The sequence below is a fragment of the Streptococcus mitis genome, from assembly GCF_026782895.1.
Classification (GTDB): domain Bacteria; phylum Bacillota; class Bacilli; order Lactobacillales; family Streptococcaceae; genus Streptococcus; species Streptococcus mitis_CB.
In genome coordinates this window covers 55,087-79,506 of sequence record NZ_JAKUXJ010000004.1, presented here as the reverse complement: position 1 = coordinate 79,506, position 24,420 = coordinate 55,087, and the positions used below count along the sequence as shown (strand labels likewise).

31 protein-coding genes are annotated in these 24,420 nt (G+C 41.0%); 2 read left to right on the top strand and 29 right to left on the bottom strand.

Translation table 11 applies throughout. The annotated features are described in order from the left end of the window. Nucleotides 1-119 precede the first annotated feature (119 nt). From MK480_RS04530 to MK480_RS04430, 21 genes are all read right to left on the bottom strand, one after another. Complete coding sequence (locus MK480_RS04530) at nucleotides 120-587, bottom strand: NUDIX hydrolase (RefSeq protein ID WP_268707250.1); 468 nt, start codon at nucleotides 585-587, stop codon at nucleotides 120-122. 91 nt (nucleotides 588-678) lie between these two features. Continuing rightward, a complete protein-coding gene (phoU, locus tag MK480_RS04525; RefSeq protein WP_268707249.1) occupies nucleotides 679-1,332 on the bottom strand; it encodes a phosphate signaling complex protein PhoU in 654 nt (217 codons plus the stop codon). A gap of 11 nt (nucleotides 1,333-1,343) precedes the next feature. Continuing rightward, entirely contained in the window at nucleotides 1,344-2,102 is a 759-nt protein-coding gene (pstB, locus tag MK480_RS04520) for a phosphate ABC transporter ATP-binding protein PstB (RefSeq protein WP_268707248.1), read from the bottom strand. Between the two features lie 12 nt (nucleotides 2,103-2,114). Further along, the gene (gene pstB / locus MK480_RS04515; RefSeq protein WP_020900241.1) at nucleotides 2,115-2,918 is read right to left on the bottom strand and encodes a phosphate ABC transporter ATP-binding protein PstB; all 804 of its coding nucleotides are present in this window, start codon (nucleotides 2,916-2,918) and stop codon (nucleotides 2,115-2,117) included. A gap of 10 nt (nucleotides 2,919-2,928) precedes the next feature. Further along, nucleotides 2,929-3,813 carry a phosphate ABC transporter permease PstA gene (gene pstA, locus MK480_RS04510; RefSeq protein ID WP_268707247.1) on the bottom strand — a complete coding sequence of 295 codons (885 nt, stop codon included), beginning with the start codon at nucleotides 3,811-3,813 and terminating at the stop codon, nucleotides 2,929-2,931. Continuing rightward, nucleotides 3,803-4,720 (bottom strand): phosphate ABC transporter permease subunit PstC, encoded by a 918-nt coding sequence (gene pstC, locus MK480_RS04505; RefSeq protein WP_001070903.1) that lies wholly within the window; start codon nucleotides 4,718-4,720, stop codon nucleotides 3,803-3,805. Before pstC ends, pstA begins: the two co-directional genes overlap by 11 nt. After that, nucleotides 4,720-5,598 carry a phosphate ABC transporter substrate-binding protein PstS family protein gene (locus MK480_RS04500; protein WP_000746329.1) on the bottom strand — a complete coding sequence of 293 codons (879 nt, stop codon included), beginning with the start codon at nucleotides 5,596-5,598 and terminating at the stop codon, nucleotides 4,720-4,722. Before MK480_RS04500 ends, pstC begins: the two co-directional genes overlap by 1 nt. Nucleotides 5,599-5,817: 219 nt before the next feature. Then, complete coding sequence (locus MK480_RS04495) at nucleotides 5,818-7,122, bottom strand: RsmF rRNA methyltransferase first C-terminal domain-containing protein (RefSeq protein ID WP_268707246.1); 1,305 nt, start codon at nucleotides 7,120-7,122, stop codon at nucleotides 5,818-5,820. Next, the gene (locus MK480_RS04490) at nucleotides 7,123-7,896 is read right to left on the bottom strand and encodes an inositol monophosphatase family protein (protein ID WP_268707245.1); all 774 of its coding nucleotides are present in this window, start codon (nucleotides 7,894-7,896) and stop codon (nucleotides 7,123-7,125) included. Further along, the gene (locus tag MK480_RS04485) at nucleotides 7,886-8,164 is read right to left on the bottom strand and encodes a UPF0223 family protein (RefSeq protein WP_050139331.1); all 279 of its coding nucleotides are present in this window, start codon (nucleotides 8,162-8,164) and stop codon (nucleotides 7,886-7,888) included. The genes MK480_RS04490 and MK480_RS04485 overlap by 11 nt, the downstream gene beginning before the upstream one ends. After that, nucleotides 8,164-8,565: a transcriptional regulator Spx gene (spx, locus tag MK480_RS04480; RefSeq protein ID WP_125452279.1), complete on the bottom strand. Its 402-nt coding sequence runs from the start codon at nucleotides 8,563-8,565 to the stop codon at nucleotides 8,164-8,166. The genes MK480_RS04485 and spx overlap by 1 nt, the downstream gene beginning before the upstream one ends. A gap of 210 nt (nucleotides 8,566-8,775) precedes the next feature. Further along, a complete protein-coding gene (locus MK480_RS04475) occupies nucleotides 8,776-9,393 on the bottom strand; it encodes a TIGR01906 family membrane protein (RefSeq protein WP_268707244.1) in 618 nt (205 codons plus the stop codon). Next, nucleotides 9,383-10,156: a TIGR01457 family HAD-type hydrolase gene (locus MK480_RS04470; protein WP_268707243.1), complete on the bottom strand. Its 774-nt coding sequence runs from the start codon at nucleotides 10,154-10,156 to the stop codon at nucleotides 9,383-9,385. The genes MK480_RS04475 and MK480_RS04470 overlap by 11 nt, the downstream gene beginning before the upstream one ends. Before the next feature lie 10 nt (nucleotides 10,157-10,166). After that, on the bottom strand, nucleotides 10,167-10,904 hold the full coding sequence (locus MK480_RS04465) for an acyl-[acyl-carrier-protein] thioesterase (protein WP_268707411.1): 738 nt from the start codon (nucleotides 10,902-10,904) through the stop codon (nucleotides 10,167-10,169). Between the two features lie 4 nt (nucleotides 10,905-10,908). Next, complete coding sequence (hemW, locus tag MK480_RS04460; protein ID WP_261008856.1) at nucleotides 10,909-12,039, bottom strand: radical SAM family heme chaperone HemW; 1,131 nt, start codon at nucleotides 12,037-12,039, stop codon at nucleotides 10,909-10,911. 83 nt (nucleotides 12,040-12,122) lie between these two features. Continuing rightward, nucleotides 12,123-12,512 (bottom strand): YtxH domain-containing protein, encoded by a 390-nt coding sequence (locus MK480_RS04455; protein WP_261015229.1) that lies wholly within the window; start codon nucleotides 12,510-12,512, stop codon nucleotides 12,123-12,125. Nucleotides 12,513-12,527: 15 nt separating this feature from the next. Next, a complete protein-coding gene (locus tag MK480_RS04450; protein WP_049551989.1) occupies nucleotides 12,528-12,911 on the bottom strand; it encodes a DUF948 domain-containing protein in 384 nt (127 codons plus the stop codon). Further along, entirely contained in the window at nucleotides 12,912-13,700 is a 789-nt protein-coding gene (lgt, locus tag MK480_RS04445; RefSeq protein ID WP_268707242.1) for a prolipoprotein diacylglyceryl transferase, read from the bottom strand. After that, nucleotides 13,693-14,628: an HPr(Ser) kinase/phosphatase gene (gene hprK / locus MK480_RS04440; RefSeq protein WP_000115155.1), complete on the bottom strand. Its 936-nt coding sequence runs from the start codon at nucleotides 14,626-14,628 to the stop codon at nucleotides 13,693-13,695. The genes lgt and hprK overlap by 8 nt, the downstream gene beginning before the upstream one ends. A gap of 281 nt (nucleotides 14,629-14,909) precedes the next feature. Then, entirely contained in the window at nucleotides 14,910-15,086 is a 177-nt protein-coding gene (gene rpsU, locus MK480_RS04435; protein ID WP_000048054.1) for a 30S ribosomal protein S21, read from the bottom strand. 150 nt (nucleotides 15,087-15,236) lie between these two features. After that, nucleotides 15,237-15,944, bottom strand: a complete 708-nt coding sequence (locus tag MK480_RS04430; protein WP_000864591.1) for a glucosamine-6-phosphate deaminase — start codon at nucleotides 15,942-15,944, stop codon at nucleotides 15,237-15,239. Nucleotides 15,945-16,094: 150 nt separating this feature from the next. Here MK480_RS04430 and queA point away from each other — a divergent pair, with 150 nt between their 5' ends. After that, the gene (gene queA / locus MK480_RS04425; protein WP_268707410.1) at nucleotides 16,095-17,123 is read left to right on the top strand and encodes a tRNA preQ1(34) S-adenosylmethionine ribosyltransferase-isomerase QueA; all 1,029 of its coding nucleotides are present in this window, start codon (nucleotides 16,095-16,097) and stop codon (nucleotides 17,121-17,123) included. A 77-nt stretch (nucleotides 17,124-17,200) separates the two neighbouring features. Here the strand turns inward: queA and MK480_RS04420 are convergent, their stop codons facing one another. Genes MK480_RS04420 through mnmL form a run of 5 tightly spaced genes read right to left on the bottom strand, consistent with a single transcriptional unit; the run spans nucleotide 17,201 to nucleotide 21,899 of the window. Further along, nucleotides 17,201-18,061, bottom strand: a complete 861-nt coding sequence (locus MK480_RS04420) for a YihY/virulence factor BrkB family protein (protein WP_049542836.1) — start codon at nucleotides 18,059-18,061, stop codon at nucleotides 17,201-17,203. A 27-nt stretch (nucleotides 18,062-18,088) separates the two neighbouring features. Beyond that, nucleotides 18,089-20,143, bottom strand: a complete 2,055-nt coding sequence (locus MK480_RS04415) for a cation:proton antiporter (protein WP_049542831.1) — start codon at nucleotides 20,141-20,143, stop codon at nucleotides 18,089-18,091. Nucleotides 20,144-20,154: 11 nt separating this feature from the next. After that, nucleotides 20,155-20,409 carry a hypothetical protein gene (locus MK480_RS04410; protein ID WP_000361085.1) on the bottom strand — a complete coding sequence of 85 codons (255 nt, stop codon included), beginning with the start codon at nucleotides 20,407-20,409 and terminating at the stop codon, nucleotides 20,155-20,157. Next, entirely contained in the window at nucleotides 20,402-20,959 is a 558-nt protein-coding gene (gene mnmM / locus MK480_RS04405; RefSeq protein ID WP_049542829.1) for a tRNA 5-(aminomethyl)-2-thiouridylate-methyltransferase MnmM, read from the bottom strand. Before mnmM ends, MK480_RS04410 begins: the two co-directional genes overlap by 8 nt. Then, on the bottom strand, nucleotides 20,943-21,899 hold the full coding sequence (mnmL, locus tag MK480_RS04400) for a tRNA modification radical SAM protein MnmL/YtqA (RefSeq protein WP_049543046.1): 957 nt from the start codon (nucleotides 21,897-21,899) through the stop codon (nucleotides 20,943-20,945). Before mnmL ends, mnmM begins: the two co-directional genes overlap by 17 nt. 91 nt (nucleotides 21,900-21,990) lie before the next feature. Here mnmL and MK480_RS04395 point away from each other — a divergent pair, with 91 nt between their 5' ends. Continuing rightward, a complete protein-coding gene (locus MK480_RS04395) occupies nucleotides 21,991-22,350 on the top strand; it encodes a DUF3397 family protein (protein ID WP_012972478.1) in 360 nt (119 codons plus the stop codon). A 79-nt stretch (nucleotides 22,351-22,429) separates the two neighbouring features. On the opposite strand, the gene MK480_RS04390 is transcribed toward MK480_RS04395, so the two are convergent. The 3 genes from MK480_RS04390 to MK480_RS04380 form a co-directional block, all read right to left on the bottom strand. Beyond that, entirely contained in the window at nucleotides 22,430-22,738 is a 309-nt protein-coding gene (locus MK480_RS04390) for a hypothetical protein (protein ID WP_247952771.1), read from the bottom strand. 250 nt (nucleotides 22,739-22,988) lie between these two features. After that, nucleotides 22,989-23,783: a DUF6287 domain-containing protein gene (locus tag MK480_RS04385; protein WP_261011163.1), complete on the bottom strand. Its 795-nt coding sequence runs from the start codon at nucleotides 23,781-23,783 to the stop codon at nucleotides 22,989-22,991. 90 nt (nucleotides 23,784-23,873) lie between these two features. Then, nucleotides 23,874-24,416 carry a hypothetical protein gene (locus tag MK480_RS04380; protein WP_261035967.1) on the bottom strand — a complete coding sequence of 181 codons (543 nt, stop codon included), beginning with the start codon at nucleotides 24,414-24,416 and terminating at the stop codon, nucleotides 23,874-23,876. Nucleotides 24,417-24,420: the final 4 nt, after the last annotated feature.

The window sequence follows — 24,420 nt, the reverse complement described above, 5'->3', positions numbered from 1 at the left end:
AATAAACAACCTCTCTGTTAATTTTGTATAATTATAACGCTATCCAAGTTGCTTGTCAAGTGTTTTTCTTACATTTTCATAAAATATATTTACTAAAAAATAGAAATACAGTGGTTAGTTTATCTATCTATTGGGAACTTATTTTCAAAAAAATCATTTATCATATCTCGATGCTGCTGGTTTACAATTGCAATATTTTGTATGTCACTATGATCAAAAAATCCTAATTCTAAAGTTTCATCACTTGTAAAAAAATTTGTAGAGATAGAAATTTCAGATGAAACTAAATACAAGATTGTAAGAACTTGAGCCTCATCACCATTCGGATAACTGTCTGAATATTTTGTATAAACATTTAAGAGTTTTTCCACCCTCACTTCGACTCCTGTTTCTTCATAAAACTCTCGCACTAAAGCTTCTAAAGCCGATTCTCCTAATTCAAGAGCACCACCTGGTAATCCCCACGTTCCTTTATCTGCTCGTTTTTGTAATAAAATTTTTCCTGATTGACTTAATATTCCACAGGTAAAATTTAAAATAATTTTATCTTTTCCAACTTTTTTTCTGATATTCTGTATGTAGTTCATTATTCACCTCTGACAAAGTAAACCATCTATACAATGAAAGATTACTGTATTAAAAAGTAAGCTTTCACAATAATTTTATCATTTGAATACTTTATAGTTCGACAATCTTACCTGTTTCAAAGTAAACAACCCATTCACAGATATTTTTGGCATAGTCTCCAATGCGTTCCAAGAAGGCAATCACTTGGAAATAATCACGACCTGTAACGATGGCATCTGGATTTTTCTTGATTTCTTCTGTAGCCAAGTCACGAATGCTATCAAAGTAATGGTTGATTTTTTCGTCCATGGCTGCTACTTCATAGGCCTGGTCTACTGAACCATTCAGATAAAGTTCAAGGGCTGCTTCGACGAAATTCTTGACATCGCGACCCATTCTCTTGATTTCTTCTTCAACAGCTGGGATGCGTTGCTCCCCTTTCATACGAATGGTCGCTTCAGCGATAGACACTGCATGGTCTCCCATGCGTTCCACGTCTGACACTGCCTTGAGAACAGTCAAGACGGTACGAAGGTCTTGTGAAACAGGTTGTTGAAGAGCAATCATTTCAAATGATTTCTTCTCCAACTTCACTTCGTATTCATTTACTTCTGCATCGTCTTCGATGACTTCTTTGGCCAAATCACGGTCATGTGTAACAAAGGCACGCACTGTCCGATTGATTTGGGATAGCACCTCTTGTCCCATAGCATAGAACTGATTGTGCAATTTCTCTAAATCTTCCTCAAATTGAGAACGTAACATCATTTATCTCCTTATCCAAATTTTCCTGAAATATAATCTTCTGTTTCCTTGTGTTGTGGGTTGAGGAACATCTTCTTGGTATCGTTAAACTCAATCAGATCTCCATCTAGGAAAAATCCTGTCTTGTCAGAGATACGAGAGGCTTGTTGCATAGAACGCGTAACCAAGAGCATGGTGTATTTATTTTTTAGCCCATACAAGGTTTCCTCAATTTTCCCAGCAGATATAGGGTCCAAGGCTGAAGTCGGTTCATCCAAGAGAATGATTTTAGGACTGGTTGCCAAGACACGGGCAACACAGACACGTTGCTGTTGTCCACCTGAAAGTCCGATAGCTGAATCATGCAGGCGGTCCTTGACCTCATCCCAGATAGAAGCTCGTTGCAAGGCTTTTTCCACTGCTTCATCCAGAATCTGCTTGTCCTTCACTCCATTGATACGAAGCCCATAGACAACATTTTCGTAGATGGACATAGGGAAAGGGTTGGGCTGTTGGAAAACCATACCGATTTCCTTACGCAATTCAACTGTATCTGTACGCGGGCTGTAGATGTTGTGGCCGTTGTAAACCACCGAACCAGTTGTAGTCACCTCTGGATTGAGATCCCCCATGCGGTTGATAGCCTTGAGGAGGGTTGATTTCCCTGATCCAGATGGACCAATCAAGGCTGTAATTTCCTTAGGTTGGAAAGATAGGGAAACACTATTCAAGGCCTTTTTTTGATTGTAGTAAACGGACAGGTCTGATACCTGTAAAATCGCTTCTGTCATACTGTTTCCTTTCTATCCAAAGTGTCCTGTTACGTAGTCATTGGTTGACTGTAGTTTGGCATTTTGGAAAATATTAGAGGTCTTATCGTACTCAATCAAGTCACCCAAATAGAAAAATCCTGTGTAATCACTAGCACGCGCAGCCTGTTGCATGCTGTGGGTCACGATGATGATGGTAAAGTCCTTCTTCAATTCCAACATGGTTTCTTCCAGCTGGGCTGTCGCAATCGGATCCAAGGCTGACGCTGGCTCATCCATCAAGAGGATATCTGGTTTAACAGAGATAGCACGAGCGATACAGAGACGTTGCTGCTGACCACCTGATAGGGTCAAGGCTGACTTGTGCAAATCATCTTTGACCTGGTCCCAAAGGGCAGCTTGACGGAGAGAGGTTTCCACAATTTCATCCAAGACTTGCTTGTCCTTAACACCCGCACGTTCATGAGCAAAAGTAATGTTGCGGTAGATGGACTTAGCAAAAGGATTTGGGCGTTGGAAGACCATCCCGATATGTTTACGCATTTCATAAACGTTGATTTCTGGACGATTGACATCAATCCCTTGGTAGAGGATTTGACCTGTGACCTTGGCAATATCAATGGTATCATTCATGCGATTGAGACTGCGGAGGTAGGTTGATTTTCCTGATCCAGATGGGCCAATTAAGGCAGTAATTTTATTTTTTTCAAATTGCATATCGATGCCCTTGATGGATTCTTTTTTACCGTAGTAAACATGTAAATCCTTGGTAGAGAGGGCCACTTTCTCTTCAGGAAAGGTGATGATATGCTTTTCATCCCAATTATATTTTGACATGGCTTCTCCTTTAGGCAGCGGTTAATTTCTTATGTAGATAGCTTCCGAGCTTGCGAGCTCCAAAGTTAAAGATGAGGATAAAGATGAGGAGCACGGCAGCAGAACCTGCGGATACGATGGTGCCATCAGGAATAGTTCCTTCACTGTTGACTTTCCAGATGTGGACAGCCAAGGTTTCTGCTTGACGGAAGATAGAGATTGGGCTAGTTACACTGAGAACATTCCAGTTAGACCAGTCAAGGGCTGGAGCGGATTGTCCTGCTGTATAAATCAAAGCAGCCGCCTCACCAAAAATACGACCAGAAGCTAAGACAACCCCAGTGACAATACCTGGAAGGGCTTCTGGAATCACGACATGGACTACAGTCTCCCAGCGTGAAATACCAAGAGCTAGGCCAGCCTCACGTTGCGTATGGTGAACGTGTTTTAAACTGTCCTCAACATTACGAGTCATTTGAGGCAAGTTAAAGACTGTCAAAGCCAAGGCACCTGAGATGATTGAAAATCCATACTCAAATTGAACTACAAAGATCAAGTAACCAAAGAGACCTACAACCACTGATGGCAATGATGACAAGATTTCAATACAGGTTCTGACAAAGTTGGTCACAGGACCTTTTTTAGCATATTCAGCTAGGAAAATCCCAGCTCCCATAGATAAAGGTACAGAGATAATCAAGGTAATGACCAAAAGGAAGAAGGAATTATAGAGCTGAATTCCAATTCCTCCACCTGCTTGGTAAGAAGATGATTTGCCAGTCAAGAAAGACCAAGAGATGTGGGGCAAACCACGAACCAAGATATAGAGAATCAAGGAGGCCAGGATGGCAACAATAATTCCTGCAATCGAGTAGAGGACAGCTGTTGCAATTTTATCTAATTTCTTAGCGTGCATAGTTTTTCTTTCCTCTTTCTTTCGTAATCAATTTAATCACACTGTTGAAGGCTAAACTCATCAAGAGCAAGACTAGGGCCAATGACCAAAGAACGTTATTATCAACGGTTCCCATAACAGTATTTCCGATACCCATGGTCAAAACAGAGGTCAAGGTCGCAGCAGGTGTTGTTAGTGAAGTTGGAACAACAGCTGAGTTTCCGACCACCATCTGAATGGCCAAGGCCTCACCAAAGGCACGCGCCATCCCAAAGACCACAGCTGTGAAAATCCCTGAACGCGCAGCTTTCAAGGTCACGCGCCAGATGGTTTGCCAACGAGTGGCCCCCATAGCCAAACTAGCTTCGCGGTAGTGACGAGGCACCGCACGCAAGCTATCGGTTGTCATAAAGGTTACCGTCGGCAAGATCATGACAAAGAGAACGAAAATCCCTGACAAAATCCCAAAACCAGTTCCACCAAATACACTACGGACAAAGGGAACTACGACCTGCAAACCGATAAATCCATACACGACTGAAGGAATCCCGACAAGTAATTCAATAGCTGGTTGCAAGATTCTAGCACCTTTTGGTGAGACTTCGGTCATAAAGACTGCCGCACCAATAGCAAAAGGAGTTGCGATAAGGGCTGATAGGATTGTGACAATAAAGGAACCCAAAATCATTGGAAGCGCACCAAATTGTTTACCTGAAGGATTCCAAGTTTGTCCAAAGAGGAAATCAAAGATATTAACCCCATTTACAAAGAAGGTCGACAAACCTTTTTGGGCTACGAAAATCAAAATCATAGCCACAATGATGACAATCAAAGACAGACAGGCAAAGGTCAAGCCTTTTCCTAGTTTCTCTAGACGAGAGTTCTTTGAGGGAGAAAGTAATTTTTTAGCTAATTCTTCTTGATTCATTATTGACTCCCTTCTAGTGCTGTCACCGTTCCTACAGCATCTTTTTCAACCTTCATTTCCTTAACAGAAATATAACCCATTCCCTTAACGATTCCGCTTTGCGCTTCATCTGAGAGGACAAAGTTGAGAAACTCTGCCACCAATTCATTTGGCTGACCTAGAGTATACATATGTTCATAAGACCACAAAGGCCAGTTATTGGTTGTTACATTTTCTGCAATCGGCTCATAGCCGTTCAATTTCATGCGTTTAACTGAGTCATCCACATATGCAAAGGCTAGGTAAGAAATGGCTCCTGGGGTCTGGGAAACAATGTTTTTGACCATCCCATTTGAATCCTGTTCTTGACTCTGCACGGCAGATTGACCATCCATGATAACACTATCAAAGGTTGCACGAGAACCAGAACTTGCCGCGCGGTTGATAATGGAAATGGCTAGGTCTTTCCCACCGACTTCTTTCCAGTTGGTTACTTGACCTGTGAAGATGCTACGGAGTTGTTCAGTTGTCAGATTTTCAACATCAACTTCCTTGTTCACAATCACTGCCAAGCCCGCTACAGCAACCTTATGGTCCACTAGAGCGGATGCGTTGATACCGTCTTTTTCCTCGGCAAATACGTCTGAATTTCCTACATCAACGGCTCCAGACTGAACCTGAGACAAACCTGTACCAGATCCTCCACCTTGGACGTTGACTGTTTTTCCAACGTGCATAGAGCCAAATTCATCTGCTGCTGCTTCGACCAAGGGCTGAAGAGCCGTTGAGCCAACAGCTGTCATGGATTCTCCACGATCAATCCAGCTAGCACATCCCGCCAAAGAACCTGCTAGCAAGAGAGCCGCAAGGGATAGAGCGAGTTTTTTCCTTTTTTTCACTGTTTTTCTCCTTGAAAATAATGGTGAATGCTGTGAATTTTTTCAACTATTTATTTATGTTTTTCTTTTGAAAATTGGGAGCCAACTGAAGTTCTTTACTTAGTTTTACTAGTCATTTGCTCAGTTACCTTGCCCACCAATTTTGACTTAAAATGAAAGACAATTTGAAAAAATCCATACTTCCACTATAACATAGACAAGCTACTTTGACTAGCATTTTCACTTGAATCTGAGGCCTTTTGGAAAATAATTTTTCAAAACATTTCCAGTCACCTTTCCAAAGCCCAACCCGTTGCCTTGAACCAAAACTTGGTACCAACCATTTGGCAGACTTTCCGCCAGCTGAACGGTTTCTCCAGCCGCATACTTTACAAACTCCTCTCGGTCAATTTCAACTGACTGCTTTACCTGACTCGGTTTCAAGGCTAGACCAAGAGCAAAACTGGGTTCAAAACGTTTCTTCTTAAATGTGCCCAGATGCAGGCCATTCCGAGCAATCTTGAGTTTCCCTAAATCTGGCAAGAATTCGGGCAGAAGATAGAGTTGGTCTCCAAAAGTCTGCAAGATCCCCCTTAAATTGATTTTCAAGTGTTTTTGTGCAAATTCCTGCCACAAAGTAACTTGTTCTCGGCTGAGATTGCTCTTACTTGCCTTACATTTTGGTGCTAGATTTTCACCTTTAAATTGCAAATGGGCTACAAATTGCCCCTCTCCCTTAAACTGATGAGGATACATCCGAGCCGTTTCTGGCAGGTCAATACCAGCTACCATTCCATTGATATGCTCTACTGGCAACAAATCAAAATCATACTCTTCCAGCAACCAATTAACAATCTCTTCATTTTCCTCAGGTGCCCAGGTACAGGTTGAATAAACCAAACGACCACCTTCAGCTAGCATGGTTACTGCATCTGATAGAATTTCTCTTTGCAAGCTAGCACATTGACTTGGATAATCAAGGCTCCAATAGTCCATAGCATCTGGCTGCTTACGAAACATTCCTTCACCAGAGCAAGGGGCATCAAGAACGATTAGGTCAAAATAGCCTTTAAAAACCTTGGCCAAACGGTCAGCAGATTCATTGGTCACCACGACATTTGTAGCTCCAAAGCGCTCCATGTTTTCCACTAAAATCTTAGCCCGTTTGCTTGAAATTTCGTTGGAAACCAGGAGACCTTCTCCTGCTAGATAGGCTGCTAGTTGAGTTGATTTACCACCCGGTGCAGCGGCCAAATCCAAGACCTTCATACCAGGACTGGGCTGGGCTACCTGAGCCACCATCTGAGCAGCGGGTTCTTGCGAATATACTAAACCTGTAGCATGCTCAGGCGATTTCCCTGAAACCTTCCCATAATGTCCCCAAGGGGTTTGAGGAATGGCATCAGGAAAGGAAATTGGTGTTTCTTTTAAAGGATTGACCCGAAAGGCCGAAACCGCTTCCTCCTCAAAAGAGGCAAGAAAATCTCTTGCCTCATCTCCTAGTATCTCTTCATATTTTTCAACAAATCCTTCTGGAAATTGCATTTAAATTCTTTTCCTTTCGTAAATATAGGACTGAATTTCCTCCTGCATCTCAAGAGGCACCATCATGACCGGCTGTCTGGTTTGAAAATCAAGCGCTTGACCAGATAGGGTCACAACCCGATAGCCCAGACTTTCCCCTAAAATACTAGCTGCGGCATAATCCCATGGTTGCAGATAGGTGACATAGGTCAACAAACGCCCTGACAAAATCTTGGCAAAACTAATGGCCGCACTCCCATAGACACGTACACCGAGGACCGCTCGACTCAAATCAGCCAGTCCCCATTCATTGGTTTCCAGCATACCACTATTCCCTGCAATGAGGAAATCTCCAAGTGGTTTTGGTTTAAAGGGAGCTAGGGGGTTATCATTTAGACAAACTGGAAACTTACCACCACCGTGATAACAATCCCCCTTGACCACATCATAAATCAGACCAAACTGTCCCTGACCATTTTCAAAATAAGCCATCATAACAGCAAAATCTTCCTGCTGGGCTACAAAGTTATTGGTACCATCAATCGGATCAAGGACCCAAACCTTGCACTCTTGAACCGAGGCTCGCAGACAACCTTCTTCAGCGCAAATCTTATCCTCAGGATAACGAGACAAAATCTCACCAACCAAGAGTTCCTGAACTTCCTTATCCAGTCTGGTCACCAAATCTGTTGGAGAGGACTTGGTTTCAACACACAAATCTTCCTGCATATGGTCGAGTATGTACTGGCCCGCCTTCTTGACAAGCTCTTTAGCAAATTCAAATTTACTTTCCAAGAGAAATCTTTCCTTCCCCTTTTTCCTTGGCAACCTGAACCGCTCGGTAAAGCGAATAGCCACTAACTGTTTCAAATTCTCGTCCCAAACGTTTCTCTTCGCTCTTGCTTGGTACGACCGCCTTGAATCCCTTATAAGAGTCCAGTAACTTTTTAGCCTCTACCTTGCCTTCATAGGCAGCTTCAACATCATTAAAAAAAGAAAGCACTGAAGCAAGTTCTTCAGTGCTCCACGACAAATCTAGTGGGTAACTATACTGTTTGTTCATTAACTAATACCAGCTCTCATTCTTGCTTCTTTTAGTTCTTGCTTACGATAACTACGAGGGAGAAAAGCACGAATCTCATCTTCATTAAAACCGATCTGCATACGTTTGGCATCGATAATAATTGGACGACGCAAAAGACTAGGATGCTGCTCAATCAAATGAAGCAATTCCGATACCGAGATACTCTCTACATCAATATTCAATTTTTGAAAAATTTTTGAACGAGTTGAAATGATGTCATCAGTACCATTTTCGGTCAAGGAAAGGATGTGTTGTAATTCTTTTCTTGTTAAAGGACTGGTCATAATATTGTGTTCCTCAAAGGGCACCTTATGTTTTTCTAACCAGGCCTTAGCCTTACGACATGAAGTACAGCTCGGTGATAGAAATAGTGTAATCATGCTTTTCTCTTCTTATCTATACTTTGCTAATTCTATTATACAAAAAAATAAAGCGCTTGACTAGAGATTTTTAGAAAAAAGCCTATTTTTTCAAGAAAAATAGACTGTTCGCGAACGATTGACTCTGTTTGAATTTGATTAATTCATTCTTGACAATAGTTTCGAATCACATACTTAATTTATTTATGCAAACCAGAAACATCCTTAGTATTACTGCTTACGACTTTTTAGATAAAGATAGCCAAAGAAGCTTTCATAGAGGGCAAAAAAGAGAAGAAAGGCATGAAGGAAGAAGGTCTCTGGCAAAATCAGAATAACTGGATCCTTGGCTGGGTCAAAAAGCCAGGTATCATCTCCCACAAAGAGAATTTGATGGAAAAGTGTAAAGAATTGCTCAAAACCAATCAAAACTCCCCCGAGACCAATCAGCACAGGCAAGACTACTAGAGTCAAAAGCCCCTTACTGAATAAAGATAAAAAGCCCTTTTTAACAATCCCTTTGACAAAGAAATAGAAACTTGGTAGTGTCACTAGAGCTACTAGCTGAACAAAGTGAAAGAGATTCTTCACCACCGCAAAATGGTGTAATCCAGCTGTTGACGAACGAAAATCTGGCATCTGCAAGACTTGAATAAAAGGATTAGTCAGGTAATTCATCAAGATATGAAAGTTATATTGAATGGTTTCTGGTTTTAGATAAACTCGATTCGTTAAGTTCAGCCACTGAATTTCCAGCGGATAAAAAATCCAAACCAAATAAATGGTCAAAAGGATTGAGAGGGAGAGGAGAAAGAGCATAGAGCTCCAAAAGGTCAGTTTAGTTTTCATCAAAATCCCACTCCGCAAGGCTAGAAACCACATGAGTCGGTGCGATTGGCAGGTCTGACACTTCTTCTGCCTTGGTAAAACCTGTTGTCACTAAGAGCGTTGGAATACCATTGTCAATCCCTGCTCGAATATCAGTCAAATAATTGTCCCCAACCATGATTAATTCTTCACGTTCCAAACCTAAGCGCTCAACCGCCTTGTTCATAATGATAGCATTTGGTTTCCCGATATAAACAGGCTTCACTCGTGTTGCCACTTCAAGAAGAGTTATCAGTGAACCAGCACCAGGCAAAAGACCGCGTTCTGTCGGGATGTTGAGGTCAGGGTTGGTTCCGATAAAGTGAGCACCCTTTTGGATAGCCAGAGTTGCTGTGGCAAATTTTTCATAGTCAACTTGCCAGTCCAGACCTACTACCACATAGGCAGGATTATCCTTGTCTTCCACATAACCAGCTGCCTTGATGGCTTCCTTGAGCCCTGCTTCTCCAATGACATAGACTGTCTTTTCAAGCCCCAAGTCATTCATATAATCGATAGTCGCCAAAGTCGCGGTGTAGACAGTCGACAGGGGCGTATCGATATTAAAATTCTGAGCCAGCATCTCCTGAACACTCTCTGGAGTGCGGGTTGTATTGTTGGTTACAAAAAGATAGGGGATGTCTCGCTTTTGCAATTCATGGACAAAAGCCTCTCCTGCTGGAATTCGATCCTTCCCCTTATAAATGGTTCCGTCTAAATCAATTAAATAGCCTTTATATTTCATCTATTTCTCCCTAATCCTTCTTCATTTCTTGCCAAGTGATGATAGCTTGGGCATTGGTAGCCCCGTCACTTGTAATCTCATGTTTGCTTTCCAGTCCAGTCCGTTCAACAGCCGATGTAATCACCCCACCTGGTCGAACTTCCTTGACATACTTGAGGTTGATTTTCTTGGGAATATATTGGGTCAAAAAATCCGCTCCCATGACCTCAAAAATCCAGTCCAAGTATTTACTGTTATTGACATGACCATTCATATCCAAGTCGTAAAAACGAACATGGTAATCCTTGCTGATTGGCTCTTCCAAGGACTCATACTTTGGCCCGCGGATAAGCTTTTTATCAAACTCAGACTGGTAAGGAGCTACAATCTCAGGTTCGACAGCATGGACTTTTCGACTATCTCGATCCATGAGAACAAAGGTCGCCAACATGCGAATGATTTCTTGACCTGCTTCATCATAAATGGTAAAGCGACGGTAGCAAAAGAGTCGATTGTAGCTTAAAGCTTCCGTTTCGATGGTGATTTCTTCCGCAAAACGAGGCAAACGAACCACCTCAATATCATAGTCTGTGATAATCCAGACCAGATTATAGTCTTCCAAAATGGCCTTATCACTAACTCCCAGTTCAATCGACTGCATCCCTGAAACTTGCAGGGATAGCAAAATCACATCTGGAAGCTTGATATGACCGTTCATATCAGCCATATCAAAAGGAATTTTCATTTTCATTTGATAAGTTAAGCCCATCATCCTACTCCAAAATAAATCGTTCTGCTACGGTGTCTCCTAAAAAGAGACCTCTTTTTGTCATTCGCACGCGATCACCGTCTATTTGCATGAGACCTTGTTGAACCAAGTCTCTGACGATTTCTCCATAAAGTCCATCGAAATCCCGTCCAAATTTTTCCTCAAATCGCGCCATGGAAACCCCTGATTTCTTGCGGAGTCCCAAGAACATTTCTTCTTCCATTTGCTCTTTTTGACTCAGGTGTTCTTCTGTGATGCGAGCATTTCCTTCCTCAACTGCACTGAGATAATGACGAATGGGACCATGGTTTTTATAGCGCACCCCATTGACATAACCAGATGCCCCAGCACCGATACCATAGTATTCAGCATTGTCCCAGTACATGAGATTGTGGCGACTTTCAAAACCAGGCTTTGAGAAATTGGAAATCTCATAATGCTCGAAACCAGCTCGCTCCAGCTCTGCAATGATGTACTCAAACATCTCAGCTTCCAGTTCCTCCTTAGGCAGAGGCAATTTCCCTCGTCGCATACGGTTCATAAAGACCGTATGATTTTCCAAAATCAAGCTATACAAACTCATATGGGGAATATCCAGTCCAATGGCCTTAGCCACATTTTCCTTGACCTGCTCCATAGTCTGACCAGGAAGTGCATAAATCAAGTCGATGGAGATATTGTCAAAACCAGCAAGTTTCAGACGGTCGATATTTTCATAAATATCCTTCTCCAAATGACTGCGCCCAATCTTTTTCAGCATCTTATCATCAAAGGTCTGCACACCTAGCGAAACACGATTGACAGCCGAGTTTTTCAAAACAGCTATCTTATCTGCATCCAAGTCGCCTGGATTGGCTTCAATGGTCAACTCTTCTAAGACAGACAAGTCCAAGTTTTTAGTCAAGCCCTTCAATAACACCTCCAGTTGAGAAGCTGACAAAGCTGTCGGTGTGCCACCACCGATGTAGAGGGTTCGCAACTTTTGAATATCATAAGATTGAAACTCTTCTAACAGATGCTCCAAATAACTATCTACCGGCTGATTCTTGATAAAAACTTTTGAAAAGTCACAGTAATAACAAATCTGGGTACAAAATGGGATGTGCACATAGGCTGACGTTGGTTTTTTCTGCATAGTACTTATTATACCACAAAGACAGGCTACGAGAAAAAAATCACCATCCCCAGATACATAGTCCGTCCAGAGATGGTGATGGTTTATTCTTCTGTTATGTCAATAACAATCTCTTCTGATTCATCAAGAGTTTCGGCCTTTTCTTGCCATTGCTCCTTGAGATTATTGAATCGATCTTTTGATGCTTCTGTCGCTTGACGAGCACATGATTTGGCTTGAGCAAGGACACTGTCCACAGTGATTTCACCTGACTCAACCTGTTCTTTGGTTTTAAGAACAAAATCTGTAGCCTGCTCCTTGACTTCTGTCAGTTTTTCACAGACCTGCTCCTTGGCATACTCAGGATCTTCTTTCAAATCATCTAGAAAATCTTGAGCCTGACTGCAAACTTGTTTGCCCTTGTCGCTTGTTAAAAACAAGGCAAGAGCTGCACCTGAAACGGTTCCTAAAAGGATTGAGGATAGTTTACCCATAAGAATTCTCCTTTTTTATTTTTTGAAAAATTTACTTGCAAGACGAAGAGCTGACAAACTTGCACCAGTCTTAATGGTTTTTGAACCAGCTGATGAAGCTTTCTTGCTCAAGACACGCGCATGGTCATTGAGGTCGGAAACAGATAGAGATAAATCTGCAACAGCACTAAAGAGTGGATCAATCGTTGCTACTTTGACATTGATATCATCTGCCAAGACATTGACCTTAGACAGCAATTCATTGGTATGATGCAAGGTCACATCCACATCTGAAGTTAAGGTTTTAATCGTCTTCTCTGTTTCATCGATAACACGTCCAAGCTTTTGTACAGTAATGATTAGATAGACTAAAAAGACAATCAAAGCTAGGGCAACAAGAATATATGCAACTTCTAACATTTAGTTTTCCTCCTCTGTAAAATAGTAAGGGGCCTTCTTACGATTTTGATAAAGAATGATAAAAATACCCAGTCCGATAAGAACAACTGAAAGCCATTGAGATACTCGAAGTCCAAAGAACATGAGGCTATCTGTTCGCATGCCTTCAATAACCATACGACCGAAACCATACCAAATCAAATAGAAAGCAGTGATATGACCTCGTCTGAGACTCTTCCATTTTCGTCTGAATATCAGAATCAAGGCAAATCCAAGTAGATTCCATAGGGACTCATAAAGGAAGGTCGGTTGACGGTAGCTCCCCTCAATATACATCTGGTCACGGATAAAACCAGGTAGATAATCCAGATTATCCACTGCTGCACCGTAGGCTTCTTGGTTAAAGAAATTGCCCCAGCGCCCCAGACTTTGGGCAATCATGACGCTAGGTGCCGCAATATCTAAGAAATCCCAAGTATTGATGAGTTTACGATCAGCAAAGATATAGAGAACAAGAGCCCCTGTAATCAAACCACCATAAATGGCCAAACCACCATTCCAAATGGCAAAAATCTCTCCCAAATTCTGACTATAATAATCAAAACGGAAAATGACATAGTAGAGACGAGCTCCTAAAATAGCCAAAGGAAATGCTATCAAGATAAAATCTAAAATATCATCCGGTATGATCTTCTTTCTAGGCGCTTCTTTCATGGTCAAATAAACCGCAAGAATCAAGCCTGTCACAATACACAAGGCATACCAACGAATGGCTAGAGGTCCTAGATGAATAGCAATTGGATCAAGCATTAGGCACCTCGTTTTGAGCAATGAGATTTGTCAAGCGTTCTTCGAACAAACGAGTCGCATCAAAGCCCATTTCCTTGGCACGATAATTCATGGCAGCTGCCTCAATCACAACAGAAATATTACGACCTGTTTTAACTGGAATACGGATACGAGGAATGGCTACGCCAGAAATTTCTATTTCCTCTGCATTGTTTCCAAGACGATCAAAAGTTTTATGTGTATCGTAATTTTCCAAATAAACAGCCAGCTGGACTTGTGAAGAATCCTTGACGGCACTCGCACCGTAGAGGCTCATGACATCGATAATCCCAACCCCACGAATTTCAATCAGGTGTCTCAAGATTTCAGCTGGTTCACCCCAAAGAGTAATCTCATCCTTGGCAAAGATATCGACACGATCATCGGCTACCAAGCGGTGACCACGTTTGACAAGCTCTAGACCTGTCTCACTCTTACCGATGCCACTATCACCTTGAATCAAGACACCCATTCCATAGATATCCATCAAGACACCGTGCACACTGGTCCGTTCTGCTAAACGTGAATCCAGATAACTAGATAACTCTCCAGATAAACGACTGGTTGCCGTACGGCTGGTTAAAATGGCAATCTTACATTCTCTGGCTGCCTTTAGCATCTCCTCTGGAACCACCAAACCACGAGCAACAATGACCGCAGGTGTCTCAGGTAGAAACATTTTTTTCAAGACTTGGTAACGGTTGTGAGAGGACATCGAAACGAGATAGGACCACTCCTTCATTCCCAAGAGTTGGATTCGCTCAGGCGTATAATAGTCAAAATAGCCCGTCATTTCAAGACCAGGTCGCGTAATGTCCGCGGTATTAATTTCCTTTTCAAGTAATTCTGGTTCGCCATAGACAATGTCTAGTCTGAGCTTTTCAATCACTTCTTTTACTAAAACCGACATCATTTCCTCCTTCAAATGAGTTCTTCTCTCTATTATATCAAATTGTAGGAGGATATTTGAGATTTTTGCAGGCTTTGAAGTATTTATTTATACTCAATGAAAATCAAAGAGCAAACTAGGAAACTAGCCGCAGGTTGCTCGAAGCACTGCTTTGAGGTTGTAGATAAGACTGACGAAGTCAGTCACATATATAATCCAAGGCGACGTTGACGTGGTTTGAATTTGATTTTCGAAGAGTATTAAAAGAAAAAGACTAGATTTCTCTAGCCTTTCATTTCTAATTAGAATTTTTTACGTTTACGAGCTGCTTCTGATTTACGTTTACGTTTTACAGAAGGTTTTTCATAGAATTCACGTTTGCGTGTTTCTTGAAGAGTACCAGCTTTAGTAACCGCACGTTTGAAACGACGAAGTGCGTCGTCAAGAGATTCATTCTTACGTACTACTGTTTTAGACATTTTTTTCACTCCCTTCAAGTTCAAGATCTATTCTATTTTACACGTAAAAGGAATAATTGTCAAGAAAAAATGCGGGTTAATTTTGATTTTTCTGCCATTTATACAAGTCTTGAAAGCATTCAATAGAAAAAACTGAAGGGTTTCACTTTTTTATTTTTCAAGTAAGCTAAGCGCTTCAGCATCTGCGATAATCGTCACATCAGGGTGATTTTGTAGGCTACTTGCAGGTAGATTCTCAGTCACTGGACCAGACACGGTTCCGGCAATGGCTTCTGCTTTTGACTCACCGTAAGCAAAGAGAAGGATAGACTTGGCATCCAAGATGTTTTTAATTCCCATTGAAATGGCTTGAGTTGGAACGTCTTCAATCTTGTCAAAGAAGCGAGCATTAGCTTCGATAGTAGACTGATCAAGTTCGACTAGATGCGTTTGGCTATCAAATGGAGTTCCTGGCTCGTTAAAGCCGATATGTCCATTGCGACCGATTCCCAAGATTTGGAGGTCAACTGGATGGTCAGCCAAAATTTGGTTGTAGCGTTCAACTTCAGCTTCAGCATTGTCCTTAACTCCACGAGGTAAGAAACTTTCTTTAAATGGTTTTTGGTTGAACAAGTTTTCTTGCATGAAGTAACGGTAAGACTGTGGATTGTCTCCATCAAGCCCTACATACTCATCAAGGTTGACACTGGTTAGATTTGAAAAATCAAGATCACTCTCAACAATTTCCTTGTAAAATTCAAGTGGGCTACTTCCTGTCGCAAGTCCTAGGGTTTGAGCTCCATTGGCTAATTTTTCCTTCAAAATCTCAAAAGCAACTTTTCCACCTTCGATTTGGTTTTCAACTTTAATAACTTTCATCTTTTTATCCTCCGTTTCAATCTATATTTATTATATGGTATAGACCAATTTTTGTCAAGTGAAAACGATTTAATTTCTAAAAAAAGAACGACTATACTTGAAACATGTTATAATGGATAAGATTAGAACTTAGAAAGAATGAACAGATATATGAATACTGCTGATTTTGATTTCCACTTACCCGAGGAATTGATTGCCCAAACGCCTCTTGAAAAACGGGACGCCTCTAAACTCCTCATTGTCAATCGTGAGACGGGAGAAATGCAGGATAAACACTTCCACTCTATTATTGATATGCTGGAACCTGGTGATGCCCTCGTTATGAACGACACCCGCGTTCTCCCTGCCCGCCTCTATGGTCAAAAGGAAGAAACAGGAGGCCATGTGGAACTTCTCCTGCTCAAAAATACTGCTGGAGATGAGTGGGAGGTTCTGGCTAAACCTGCCAAACGCCTCAAGGTTGGCACTCGTGTAAGCTTTGGTGATGGTCGCCTCAGCGCTATCGTGACAGAAGAATTGACCCACGGGGGACGTATTGTCCGCTTTGAATATCAAGGAATTTTCCTAGAAGTCTTAGAAAGTCTGGGTGAAATGCCGCTACCGCCTTATATCCATGAAAAACTAGATGACCGTGAACGCTATCAAACCGTTTACGCCAAGGAAAGTGGTTCTGCTGCTGCACCAACTGCTGGACTACACTTCACTAAAGAATTGCTGGCAGAAATCCAAGCCAAGGGTGTTCATCTGGTCTATTTGACTCTCCATGTCGGACTCGGAACCTTTAGACCTGTTTCTGTGGACAATCTGGATGAACACGAAATGCACTCAGAATTCTACCAGCTTTCTGAGGAAGCAGCTGCAACCCTTCACTCTGTTAAAGAAAACGGTGGTCGCGTCATCGCTGTTGGAACCACTTCTATCCGCACCCTGGAGACTATTGGTTCCAAGTTTGATGGACAGATCCAAGCAGATTCTGGCTGGACCAATATCTTTATCAAACCTGGATACGAATGGAAGGTTGTAGACGCCTTCTCGACCAACTTCCACCTGCCAAAATCAACTCTGGTCATGTTGGTTTCTGCCTTTGCAGGCCGTGAATTGGTCTTAGACGCTTATCACCATGCCATTCAAGAACACTACCGCTTCTTTAGTTTTGGCGATGCCATGTTTATCTATTAATTTATATAATCAAAAAACGCATATTATCAGGCAATAAAACCTTGATAGTATGCGTTTTGTTATAGATAAAAAATAAATTAGTCTGTTCTCAAGCTCGTATCTTTCAAACTCTGAACACTGGCATTGATCACCGCACCGACAATCAAAATCTTAGCGATGAGAATAAACCAGAACATCATGACCACCACGACGACGGAACTGAAAAAACGGACGTCCACTAGGTGATTGACATAATTGTTGACATAGACTGAAAAGATATTAAGTAGTAAGACCAGAGTCAGCATGACAAAGGAACTACCTGGCAATACATGTCGAATCCTTCGCACCTTAACATTGGGCAGGAAATAATAAAGCATGACCAAGATTGCAAAAATCAAAGCATAGACCAAGGGACCTGTTAGGTCTTGCAGATAATCAAAGAGAGGACTATCCGATTTCCAGTAACTTTTGATAAGGTTGAGGAGCATGCGACCAAAGACACTGAGAAATAGAGCTAAGGCAAAGAGAATCTGCAAGCCAAAACTGACAAACAAACTCATGAGCTGATGGGAAATCATTCCACGATTTTTTGCTACTCCGTAAGCTTTATTAAAGGCTTTCTGTAGGAAATTCATGGATTTTGAAAAGGTCCAGAGAGCTGACAAAACCGCAAAACTCAATAAGCCTGTTGAAGGTTGGGTTAGCACTTCTGTGATAATCTTTGCCACCACATCATACATGCTTTCCGGCAAGAATTCATTGACAACCTTTAAAAAATTAGAAACTGGAATCCGAAAATAAGGGAGGATATTAACCACCACCAAAAGAAGTGGAAAAATCGAAATCAACCAATAGTAGGCTACAGCAACACTGGTCAACTCACTATCTGATGCTTGATAATAATGCAAAAAAGCTTTTACTAAAGGCTTGTCTATCTGCTCTTTCCACCACTTTTTCATGTCACACTCCTTCACTTATAATCTTGATTAATTTCTTCTTACCAATTCCATCATATCATAAGGCAGGGTATTGGCAGCTTCCTTCAAGGAATAGTTCTCTAGGTTATTTACATTTTGTCGTAACTTCTTGGCATACTTGGTCGTAATCAATCGATTTTCTTCATATTCGAAAATCAACTTGCGCTCCAGATAATAGCCTCTCAGCATTTCATCGATATTGTTGGGTTTGACACGATTGATAACCCGTTCGACAAAGGCACCACTTGTGATAATAGCTGTTTCTCGGAGACGAGAATCCTGCATGAAGCTGATTAAAGAACTCTTATAAACCCCTTTAAGGTTCTCCAAACTTTCGATAATCATCTCTGTATTTTCTAGATAGAGCTCTGCAATTTGGTCATAGTCAAGGGCTCTGAGTTTCTGTGATTCTTCATTTTTCCAACTGCGGAAGGTCTTACCAAAGGTAAAGACTTCGTGAAGGAGAAAACGTAAAATTCGCAAGGAAACAAGGAAATAATAGGTCAATCGTGAAGCAAACTTGCGATTGATACTTTGTTCCATGTTTTTCAAATAACGTTGGTAGACTCGATAGGCACGCTCACTCATCTTGTCCTCTTCGTAAGCCTGTTCTAAACCATCACTTTCAATACTGAGGATGAGAAGTTTCAAGGCCTCCCAGTCTTCTTGAGCCCCCTTATTTTCTTGACTCAGGATGAGATTTTCAATACGTCCATGATAATTGTCAATGGCTGCATAGAGAGGGAGCTTATTTCTGGTATCTTCCAACTCTTTTTCCAACTCTATCGTTACTTCATTCAAAATTCCAATATGCATGAGATAATCCTTGCTTTCTTCCTGTTCATCCGAAAGATGGGGCAAGACCAAGAGACCTGTTAAAAAGCTTACAAGTGTCACACCTGCGACGAGGAAAAGCAAGAGAGGATACTCCTGCTCTAGATTACTTGGTATCAGAAGAATCGTAGCAATCGACACCGTTCCCTTAACGCCTGAGAAAGTCAAGAGAAGCATGTCCTTCATATACTTATTCAGTTTTTTCTTGAGGCGTCGTGTCCTGTAGGCATAATAGCCATAGATCATGACAAAACGAATGGCAAAGAGGAGAAAGGTCAGGGCTATAAGAGATAGCAATAAAAGTAGGGGATTATAGATTGGATTGGTCAAGATAGGCTCTGCTATCATTTCCAGCTCCATCCCTAAAATCACAAAGACAGAACCGTTGAGCATAAAGTTCACTGTGTGCCAGACCGTCTCGGTCACCGTATCCACTTGGGCTTCGAGGAGCGTGATTTTCTTGAAGCGACTTGCCTTTAAAATCCCAGCAACTACAACGGCAATAATCCCTGAAACGTGGACTTCTTCTGCCAGGAAGAAGGTTACCAAGGGCAAACTCAATTCCAGAAGGAGCTCACTAGCAATATCCGTTGCTCTCACACTTAGCAAGAAGCTATGAAGGAAACGGTTGATCATGGCTGTTAAAAAGCCAATCAAAAAACCGCCTAGAATTGAAAAGATGAGCGAACTACTAGCTTGCCCAAGGGAAAAGGCCCCAGTTGTCCAAGCTGTCAAAGCTACCTGAAAGGCCACTAAACCAGATGCGTCATTCAAGAGTCCTTCACCCTTAAGGATATTGGAGACGCGCTTAGGAAAGCTAAAGCGCTCAGAAAGAGAGGCAAAGGCCACCAAATCCGTTGGTCCAAGGGCCGCCCCAACAGCCAAGCAAGCTGCCAAAGGAATACTAAACCAAAGAAGATGTGCCAAGCCTCCCAAACTCAAGGTCGAGATGAAAATCACTGGAAATATGAGATAAACAATGATTCGCCAGTGTTTTAAAATAGCCGTAATATCCGCTTCTTCCGACTCTCTGAAAAGCAAGGGCCCGATAACCAGTGCCAAAAACAACTCCGTATTGAGGTGAAAGTCAGCATTGGGTAAAAAGAGACCAATCACGATTCCCAAAAGAATTTGCACCAAAGGGAGGGGCAAAAAGGGCAGGAGCTTATTGGTTGTACTCGAGACAATCAAAACCAGTAAAAATAGGATGAGGTAAATCAGTAATTCCACGTACTTCCTCCTTAATCTTTTTTACAACAGGATTCAAATATCTCCTTCTGCTCTTTGATTTTTTGGTCAATCTTGGAACAGTCTTTGTGCTCAATTTTTCTCTGGCACCGTTCCATTTCAAGAGCAACTAATTTTTTCTTGATTTTAAGCATTTTTTTGCTCATGTGTGCTTGGTCTAACACACCCACCGCTCGTTCGTGGTGGGTTGATTCAACAAAATTCTGGCGCATGGCATCCAGCTTTTCACGTAGGTATTGTTTATCCATGTCTATATCTCTCTAATTTTTCAATCATTACTAAAAATGGTGGGTTGTTTACTTGGTTTAAAGTTCGGTAAATGGCAGCTGTGTACTCTTGTTGGTTCAACTGACTGACAAAATCCAAGACAGCATTCCTCTCGAGGTCGCCTCCTTCATGACCATAGTAGATCATGATAGCAATCCGTCCCCCTTTGACAAGCAAATGACACAGCTTTTCTAATGCTTCAATCGTTGTCTGAGGTTGGGTAATGACAGACTTATCAGCAGACGGCAAATAGCCCAGATTGAATATCCCTGCCTTGGCTTCTGTCACAAACTGGTCCAGTGTCTCATGACCTTGCAAGATTAACTGGGCATTTGTTATTCCAGCTTGGTTCAAACGCTCTTGCGTCTTTTCCAAGGCTTGTTCCTGAATATCAAAGGCATAGACTTGCTTGGCTAGCTTGGCTAAAAAAAGCGTGTCATGGCCATTTCCCATAGTCGCATCCACTACGATATCCTCTTTTGTAACTACTTCAGCCAAAAAATCATGTGCCATCTCAAGTGGTCTTTTCATTTTCAAACTCCTGTTTTACAGCCTTGCATCCTTGAACGCTTCCACGACGTCGCATTTCAGTTTCAATAGCATTTAGCACTTCCCATTTATTGATGCTCCACATAGGACCAATCAGCATATCTCTAGGTGCATCTCCTGTGATTCGATGGATGACAATATGTTTGGGAATGATTTCCAGTTGATCACAGATGACCTTTACATATTCGTCCTGGCTCATCAACTGCAAGCGTCCTTCATGATAATCTCTTTGCATACGAGTATTTGTCATAAGATGGAGCAAATGCAGTTTAATCCCTTGAATATCGTTATCCGTGACACAGCGACGGACATTTTCAATCATCATCTCATGGGTTTCACCAGGCAAGCCATTAATAAGATGGGAAACAATCTCAATCTTGGGATACTTTCTCAAACGCTTGACCGTTTCCACGTACAACTCATAGGAATGGGCACGGTTAATCAGAACAGAGGTTGTTTCATAAGTGGTCTGCAAGCCCAATTCAACCGTCACATGCATGCGTTCCGACAACTCAGCCAAATACTCGATAGTTTCGTCTGGTAAACAGTCTGGTCGCGTTCCGATATTGATTCCGACCACACCTGGCTCATTGATAGCCTGCTCATAGCGCTCTCGGATGACTTCCACCTTTTCATGGGTGTTGGTAAAATTTTGAAAATAAACCAGATACTTCTGCACATCCGGCCACTTACGGTGCATAAAGTCAATTTCCTTATAAAATTGCTCACGGATAGGCGCATCTGGTGCTACAATAGCATCTCCAGAACCTGAAACCGTACAAAAAGTACAGCCTCCATGAGCCACAGTTCCATCACGATTGGGACAGTCAAATCCCGCATCAATCGGGACTTTAAAGGTCTTTTCTCCAAATAGTTTTCGATAATAATCATTCAAGGTATTATAAGATTTCATAACTTTCATTATAACAGAAAACATCTACAATCTCAAAAGCCTGACTTTCCTATAAATTCCTCTGTTTCTCGTTTCCTTTAGCGATTTTTTATGATACAATATGGATATGATTTTAATGAAATTAGCATCTATTTTATTATTGATACTGACCTTAGTAGTCTGCATTATCATAACCAAACTTTTTAGATTAAAAAAACTAGGACGAAACTTTGCGGATTTGGCTTTTCCAGTCTTGGTATTTGAGTACTACCTAATCACAGCTAAAACCTTTACCCATAATTTCCTCCCTAGACTGGGACTAGCCCTCTCACTCCTAGCCATTATTCTCGTTTTTTTCTTCCTTTTGAAAAAACGCAGCTTTTACTATCCTAAATTCATCAAATTCTTCTGGCGTGCAGGATTCTTATTAACCCTTGTCATGTATATCGAGATGATTGTTGAATTGATGGCTCAGAAATAAAAAACTAAATCGAAAACACCTCAATCAAACTAAAATACAATGATTGAAGTGTTTTTCTTTATATCTTTTTTTATAATTCCTATTTTCCTTCTTTATCAGGAAAGATAAATCCAATACCAATGCAAGCTAGTACGCCCGCTCCAATTACCAAGCCACTTGAAATTGGCAAAAGGTCCAAAATTGCATTCGCAATAATAAAGGCAATAATCAAACACATCAGACTAGCCTTGTAGTCTTTTTTCAAAAGATTCTCTAGAGTGAAAAAGAGGAACAGCCCTACCGGAATCAATGACCAGAGGTTGACATTTAAACTTGGCCATCCAACAGAACCAAAATACACTACTGTCGCTGCTGCTACTAAAAATATAATCCCTAATAATTTTTTCATTTTTTATCTCCGATTTCTTTTTTAGAACTTGAGTTATTTGATGTTGTATCCTCACGTCCCTTACAAAAATCATTATAGCAGAGCTCAATTTCAAGAACAAATTCTTTTGCCTATCTGGTCTTAATCTCGGTCTAAGTGGTTGAAGCGTTAAGATAAAAGAAAAGAAGCCCTAATGAGCTTCTTCATTCTAGCAATTGCAACAGTATTTCTGAACTAAAACAATCGAAAGTTAGATTCTAAACTAGTTTTTCTAGTTCGTATTTTTCTTTTCCTTAAATTCTAGAGAAATTTTGATTGCTTCGCGTTCAGCCTGTAGTTGAGCTAAATTCTTCTCTTCTTCCTCAAGTTTACTAGTGTCTGGTTTTACACGATAGTAAACATCTTCTGGTCTCGACAACATCGCTTCATACTGCTGTCCTGCAAAAAGTCTCTCTTCATTATAATTAGTTTTATCTGTCAATTTTCCATCATCACCAGGTTGCATGGCAACTCCACTTGGTACGGCAACTACCACAAATCCGCCTGCGACAGAATCTTTTACCCAAGCACTAATAGAAACCGTTTCTGGATTTTGACTATTTTTTCCACCTGATGCTTTCAATTCGACAATAGATTCATTCTTTTGACCATTTGATATCCAAGAGGAACGTACTTCCCCAGACTCATTAATGACATATTCATTACCCGAAGCTGTACGCCAAGTACCTTTCAAACTAGATAAATCGTTATTTCTTAGTGCTTCAATATCCAGTTTCGGAACAGCAGTTTCTTCTTTTTGCTTGCTAACAATTGCTTCTGCTTCAGTAATCTTGGTGTCTAAATCAGTCAGTTGATCCTTGAGTTTATGTATCTCCTCCTCTTTAACTTTGGTATCTTTATCACTTTTCGCCTGACTTCTGCTATCTTTAACAGAAACCGTTGATGATACTTGCTTTGAATCTTTCTCTCCATTAAATCTAAATAAGAAGATCGATGCTACTATCAAGACGACTAAAACTGAAAGTATAACTCCCATCAGCATTTGAATTTTTCGAACTTTTTTCATTATTTTCGCCTTTTAATAAAAATTATACAAATAATCATCACATCAATCGTTCCATTATGAAAGCTAACAACCGTACTAATAGGTAATAAATTAGACATTCTTCTCTCCTTTTTCTACTATTTTAATGATTTTTAACCATCTATTAAGTTGGTAATCAAATTTGAACATAAATATCACTAAAAAACTAACCGCCAAAAAGAGTACGGCAATGGTTTCATTTCCAAAGACAAACAAAAGAATAGCGACTACAGTTAGGATTCTAAAAAGATTAAGAAGACATTTAAAGTACCCTCTTTTTCTCTTCAAAGATCTGACAAACTTCTTACTCTGTTCCTCACCCAACTCTGATTTTTTTAATTTTAAAGTTCCGTGGTAAAATCTGATAATCAAAGCGGCTAAAAAATAAGATAAAACGCCTAAGATTGGAACCGTCCCAACTCGGACTAACTGATTATTAAATATTCCTGCTTCAGCCAATATATCAGAAATTTTATTTATAATGTACAGCGTAACAGGCAGTAGAATATAAGACCAGTAATTAGGAGAAGATGTTTCCTCTAGCAACACCTTATTCTCCCAATCAAAATGATAATTTTTGTTCTCCCATATCCCTAAATTAATAATTGTTTCCATATGT

Excerpts from the sequence above, each read along its gene's own strand:
- MK480_RS04530 (WP_268707250.1), bottom strand. The coding sequence starts at position 587 with ATGAACTACATACAGAATATCAGAAAAAAAGTTGGAAAAGATAAAATT.
- phoU (WP_268707249.1), bottom strand. The coding sequence starts at position 1,332 with ATGTTACGTTCTCAATTTGAGGAAGATTTAGAGAAATTGCACAATCAG.
- pstB (WP_268707248.1), bottom strand. The coding sequence starts at position 2,102 with ATGACAGAAGCGATTTTACAGGTATCAGACCTGTCCGTTTACTACAAT.
- pstB (WP_020900241.1), bottom strand. The coding sequence starts at position 2,918 with ATGTCAAAATATAATTGGGATGAAAAGCATATCATCACCTTTCCTGAA.
- pstA (WP_268707247.1), bottom strand. The coding sequence starts at position 3,813 with ATGCACGCTAAGAAATTAGATAAAATTGCAACAGCTGTCCTCTACTCG.
- pstC (WP_001070903.1), bottom strand. The coding sequence starts at position 4,720 with ATGAATCAAGAAGAATTAGCTAAAAAATTACTTTCTCCCTCAAAGAAC.
- MK480_RS04495 (WP_268707246.1), bottom strand. The coding sequence starts at position 7,122 with ATGCAATTTCCAGAAGGATTTGTTGAAAAATATGAAGAGATACTAGGA.
- MK480_RS04485 (WP_050139331.1), bottom strand. The coding sequence starts at position 8,164 with ATGAACAAACAGTATAGTTACCCACTAGATTTGTCGTGGAGCACTGAA.
- spx (WP_125452279.1), bottom strand. The coding sequence starts at position 8,565 with ATGATTACACTATTTCTATCACCGAGCTGTACTTCATGTCGTAAGGCT.
- MK480_RS04475 (WP_268707244.1), bottom strand. The coding sequence starts at position 9,393 with ATGAAAACTAAACTGACCTTTTGGAGCTCTATGCTCTTTCTCCTCTCC.
- MK480_RS04470 (WP_268707243.1), bottom strand. The coding sequence starts at position 10,156 with ATGAAATATAAAGGCTATTTAATTGATTTAGACGGAACCATTTATAAG.
- MK480_RS04465 (WP_268707411.1), bottom strand. The coding sequence starts at position 10,904 with ATGGGCTTAACTTATCAAATGAAAATGAAAATTCCTTTTGATATGGCT.
- hemW (WP_261008856.1), bottom strand. The coding sequence starts at position 12,039 with ATGCAGAAAAAACCAACGTCAGCCTATGTGCACATCCCATTTTGTACC.
- MK480_RS04455 (WP_261015229.1), bottom strand. The coding sequence starts at position 12,512 with ATGGGTAAACTATCCTCAATCCTTTTAGGAACCGTTTCAGGTGCAGCT.
- MK480_RS04450 (WP_049551989.1), bottom strand. The coding sequence starts at position 12,911 with ATGTTAGAAGTTGCATATATTCTTGTTGCCCTAGCTTTGATTGTCTTT.
- lgt (WP_268707242.1), bottom strand. The coding sequence starts at position 13,700 with ATGCTTGATCCAATTGCTATTCATCTAGGACCTCTAGCCATTCGTTGG.
- hprK (WP_000115155.1), bottom strand. The coding sequence starts at position 14,628 with ATGTCGGTTTTAGTAAAAGAAGTGATTGAAAAGCTCAGACTAGACATT.
- rpsU (WP_000048054.1), bottom strand. The coding sequence starts at position 15,086 with ATGTCTAAAACAGTAGTACGTAAGAATGAATCTCTTGACGACGCACTT.
- MK480_RS04430 (WP_000864591.1), bottom strand. The coding sequence starts at position 15,944 with ATGAAAGTTATTAAAGTTGAAAACCAAATCGAAGGTGGAAAAGTTGCT.
- queA (WP_268707410.1), top strand. The coding sequence starts at position 16,095 with ATGAATACTGCTGATTTTGATTTCCACTTACCCGAGGAATTGATTGCC.
- MK480_RS04420 (WP_049542836.1), bottom strand. The coding sequence starts at position 18,061 with ATGAAAAAGTGGTGGAAAGAGCAGATAGACAAGCCTTTAGTAAAAGCT.
- MK480_RS04410 (WP_000361085.1), bottom strand. The coding sequence starts at position 20,409 with ATGGATAAACAATACCTACGTGAAAAGCTGGATGCCATGCGCCAGAAT.
- mnmM (WP_049542829.1), bottom strand. The coding sequence starts at position 20,959 with ATGAAAAGACCACTTGAGATGGCACATGATTTTTTGGCTGAAGTAGTT.
- mnmL (WP_049543046.1), bottom strand. The coding sequence starts at position 21,899 with ATGAAAGTTATGAAATCTTATAATACCTTGAATGATTATTATCGAAAA.
- MK480_RS04395 (WP_012972478.1), top strand. The coding sequence starts at position 21,991 with ATGGATATGATTTTAATGAAATTAGCATCTATTTTATTATTGATACTG.
- MK480_RS04390 (WP_247952771.1), bottom strand. The coding sequence starts at position 22,738 with ATGAAAAAATTATTAGGGATTATATTTTTAGTAGCAGCAGCGACAGTA.
- MK480_RS04385 (WP_261011163.1), bottom strand. The coding sequence starts at position 23,783 with ATGAAAAAAGTTCGAAAAATTCAAATGCTGATGGGAGTTATACTTTCA.
- MK480_RS04380 (WP_261035967.1), bottom strand. The coding sequence starts at position 24,416 with ATGGAAACAATTATTAATTTAGGGATATGGGAGAACAAAAATTATCAT.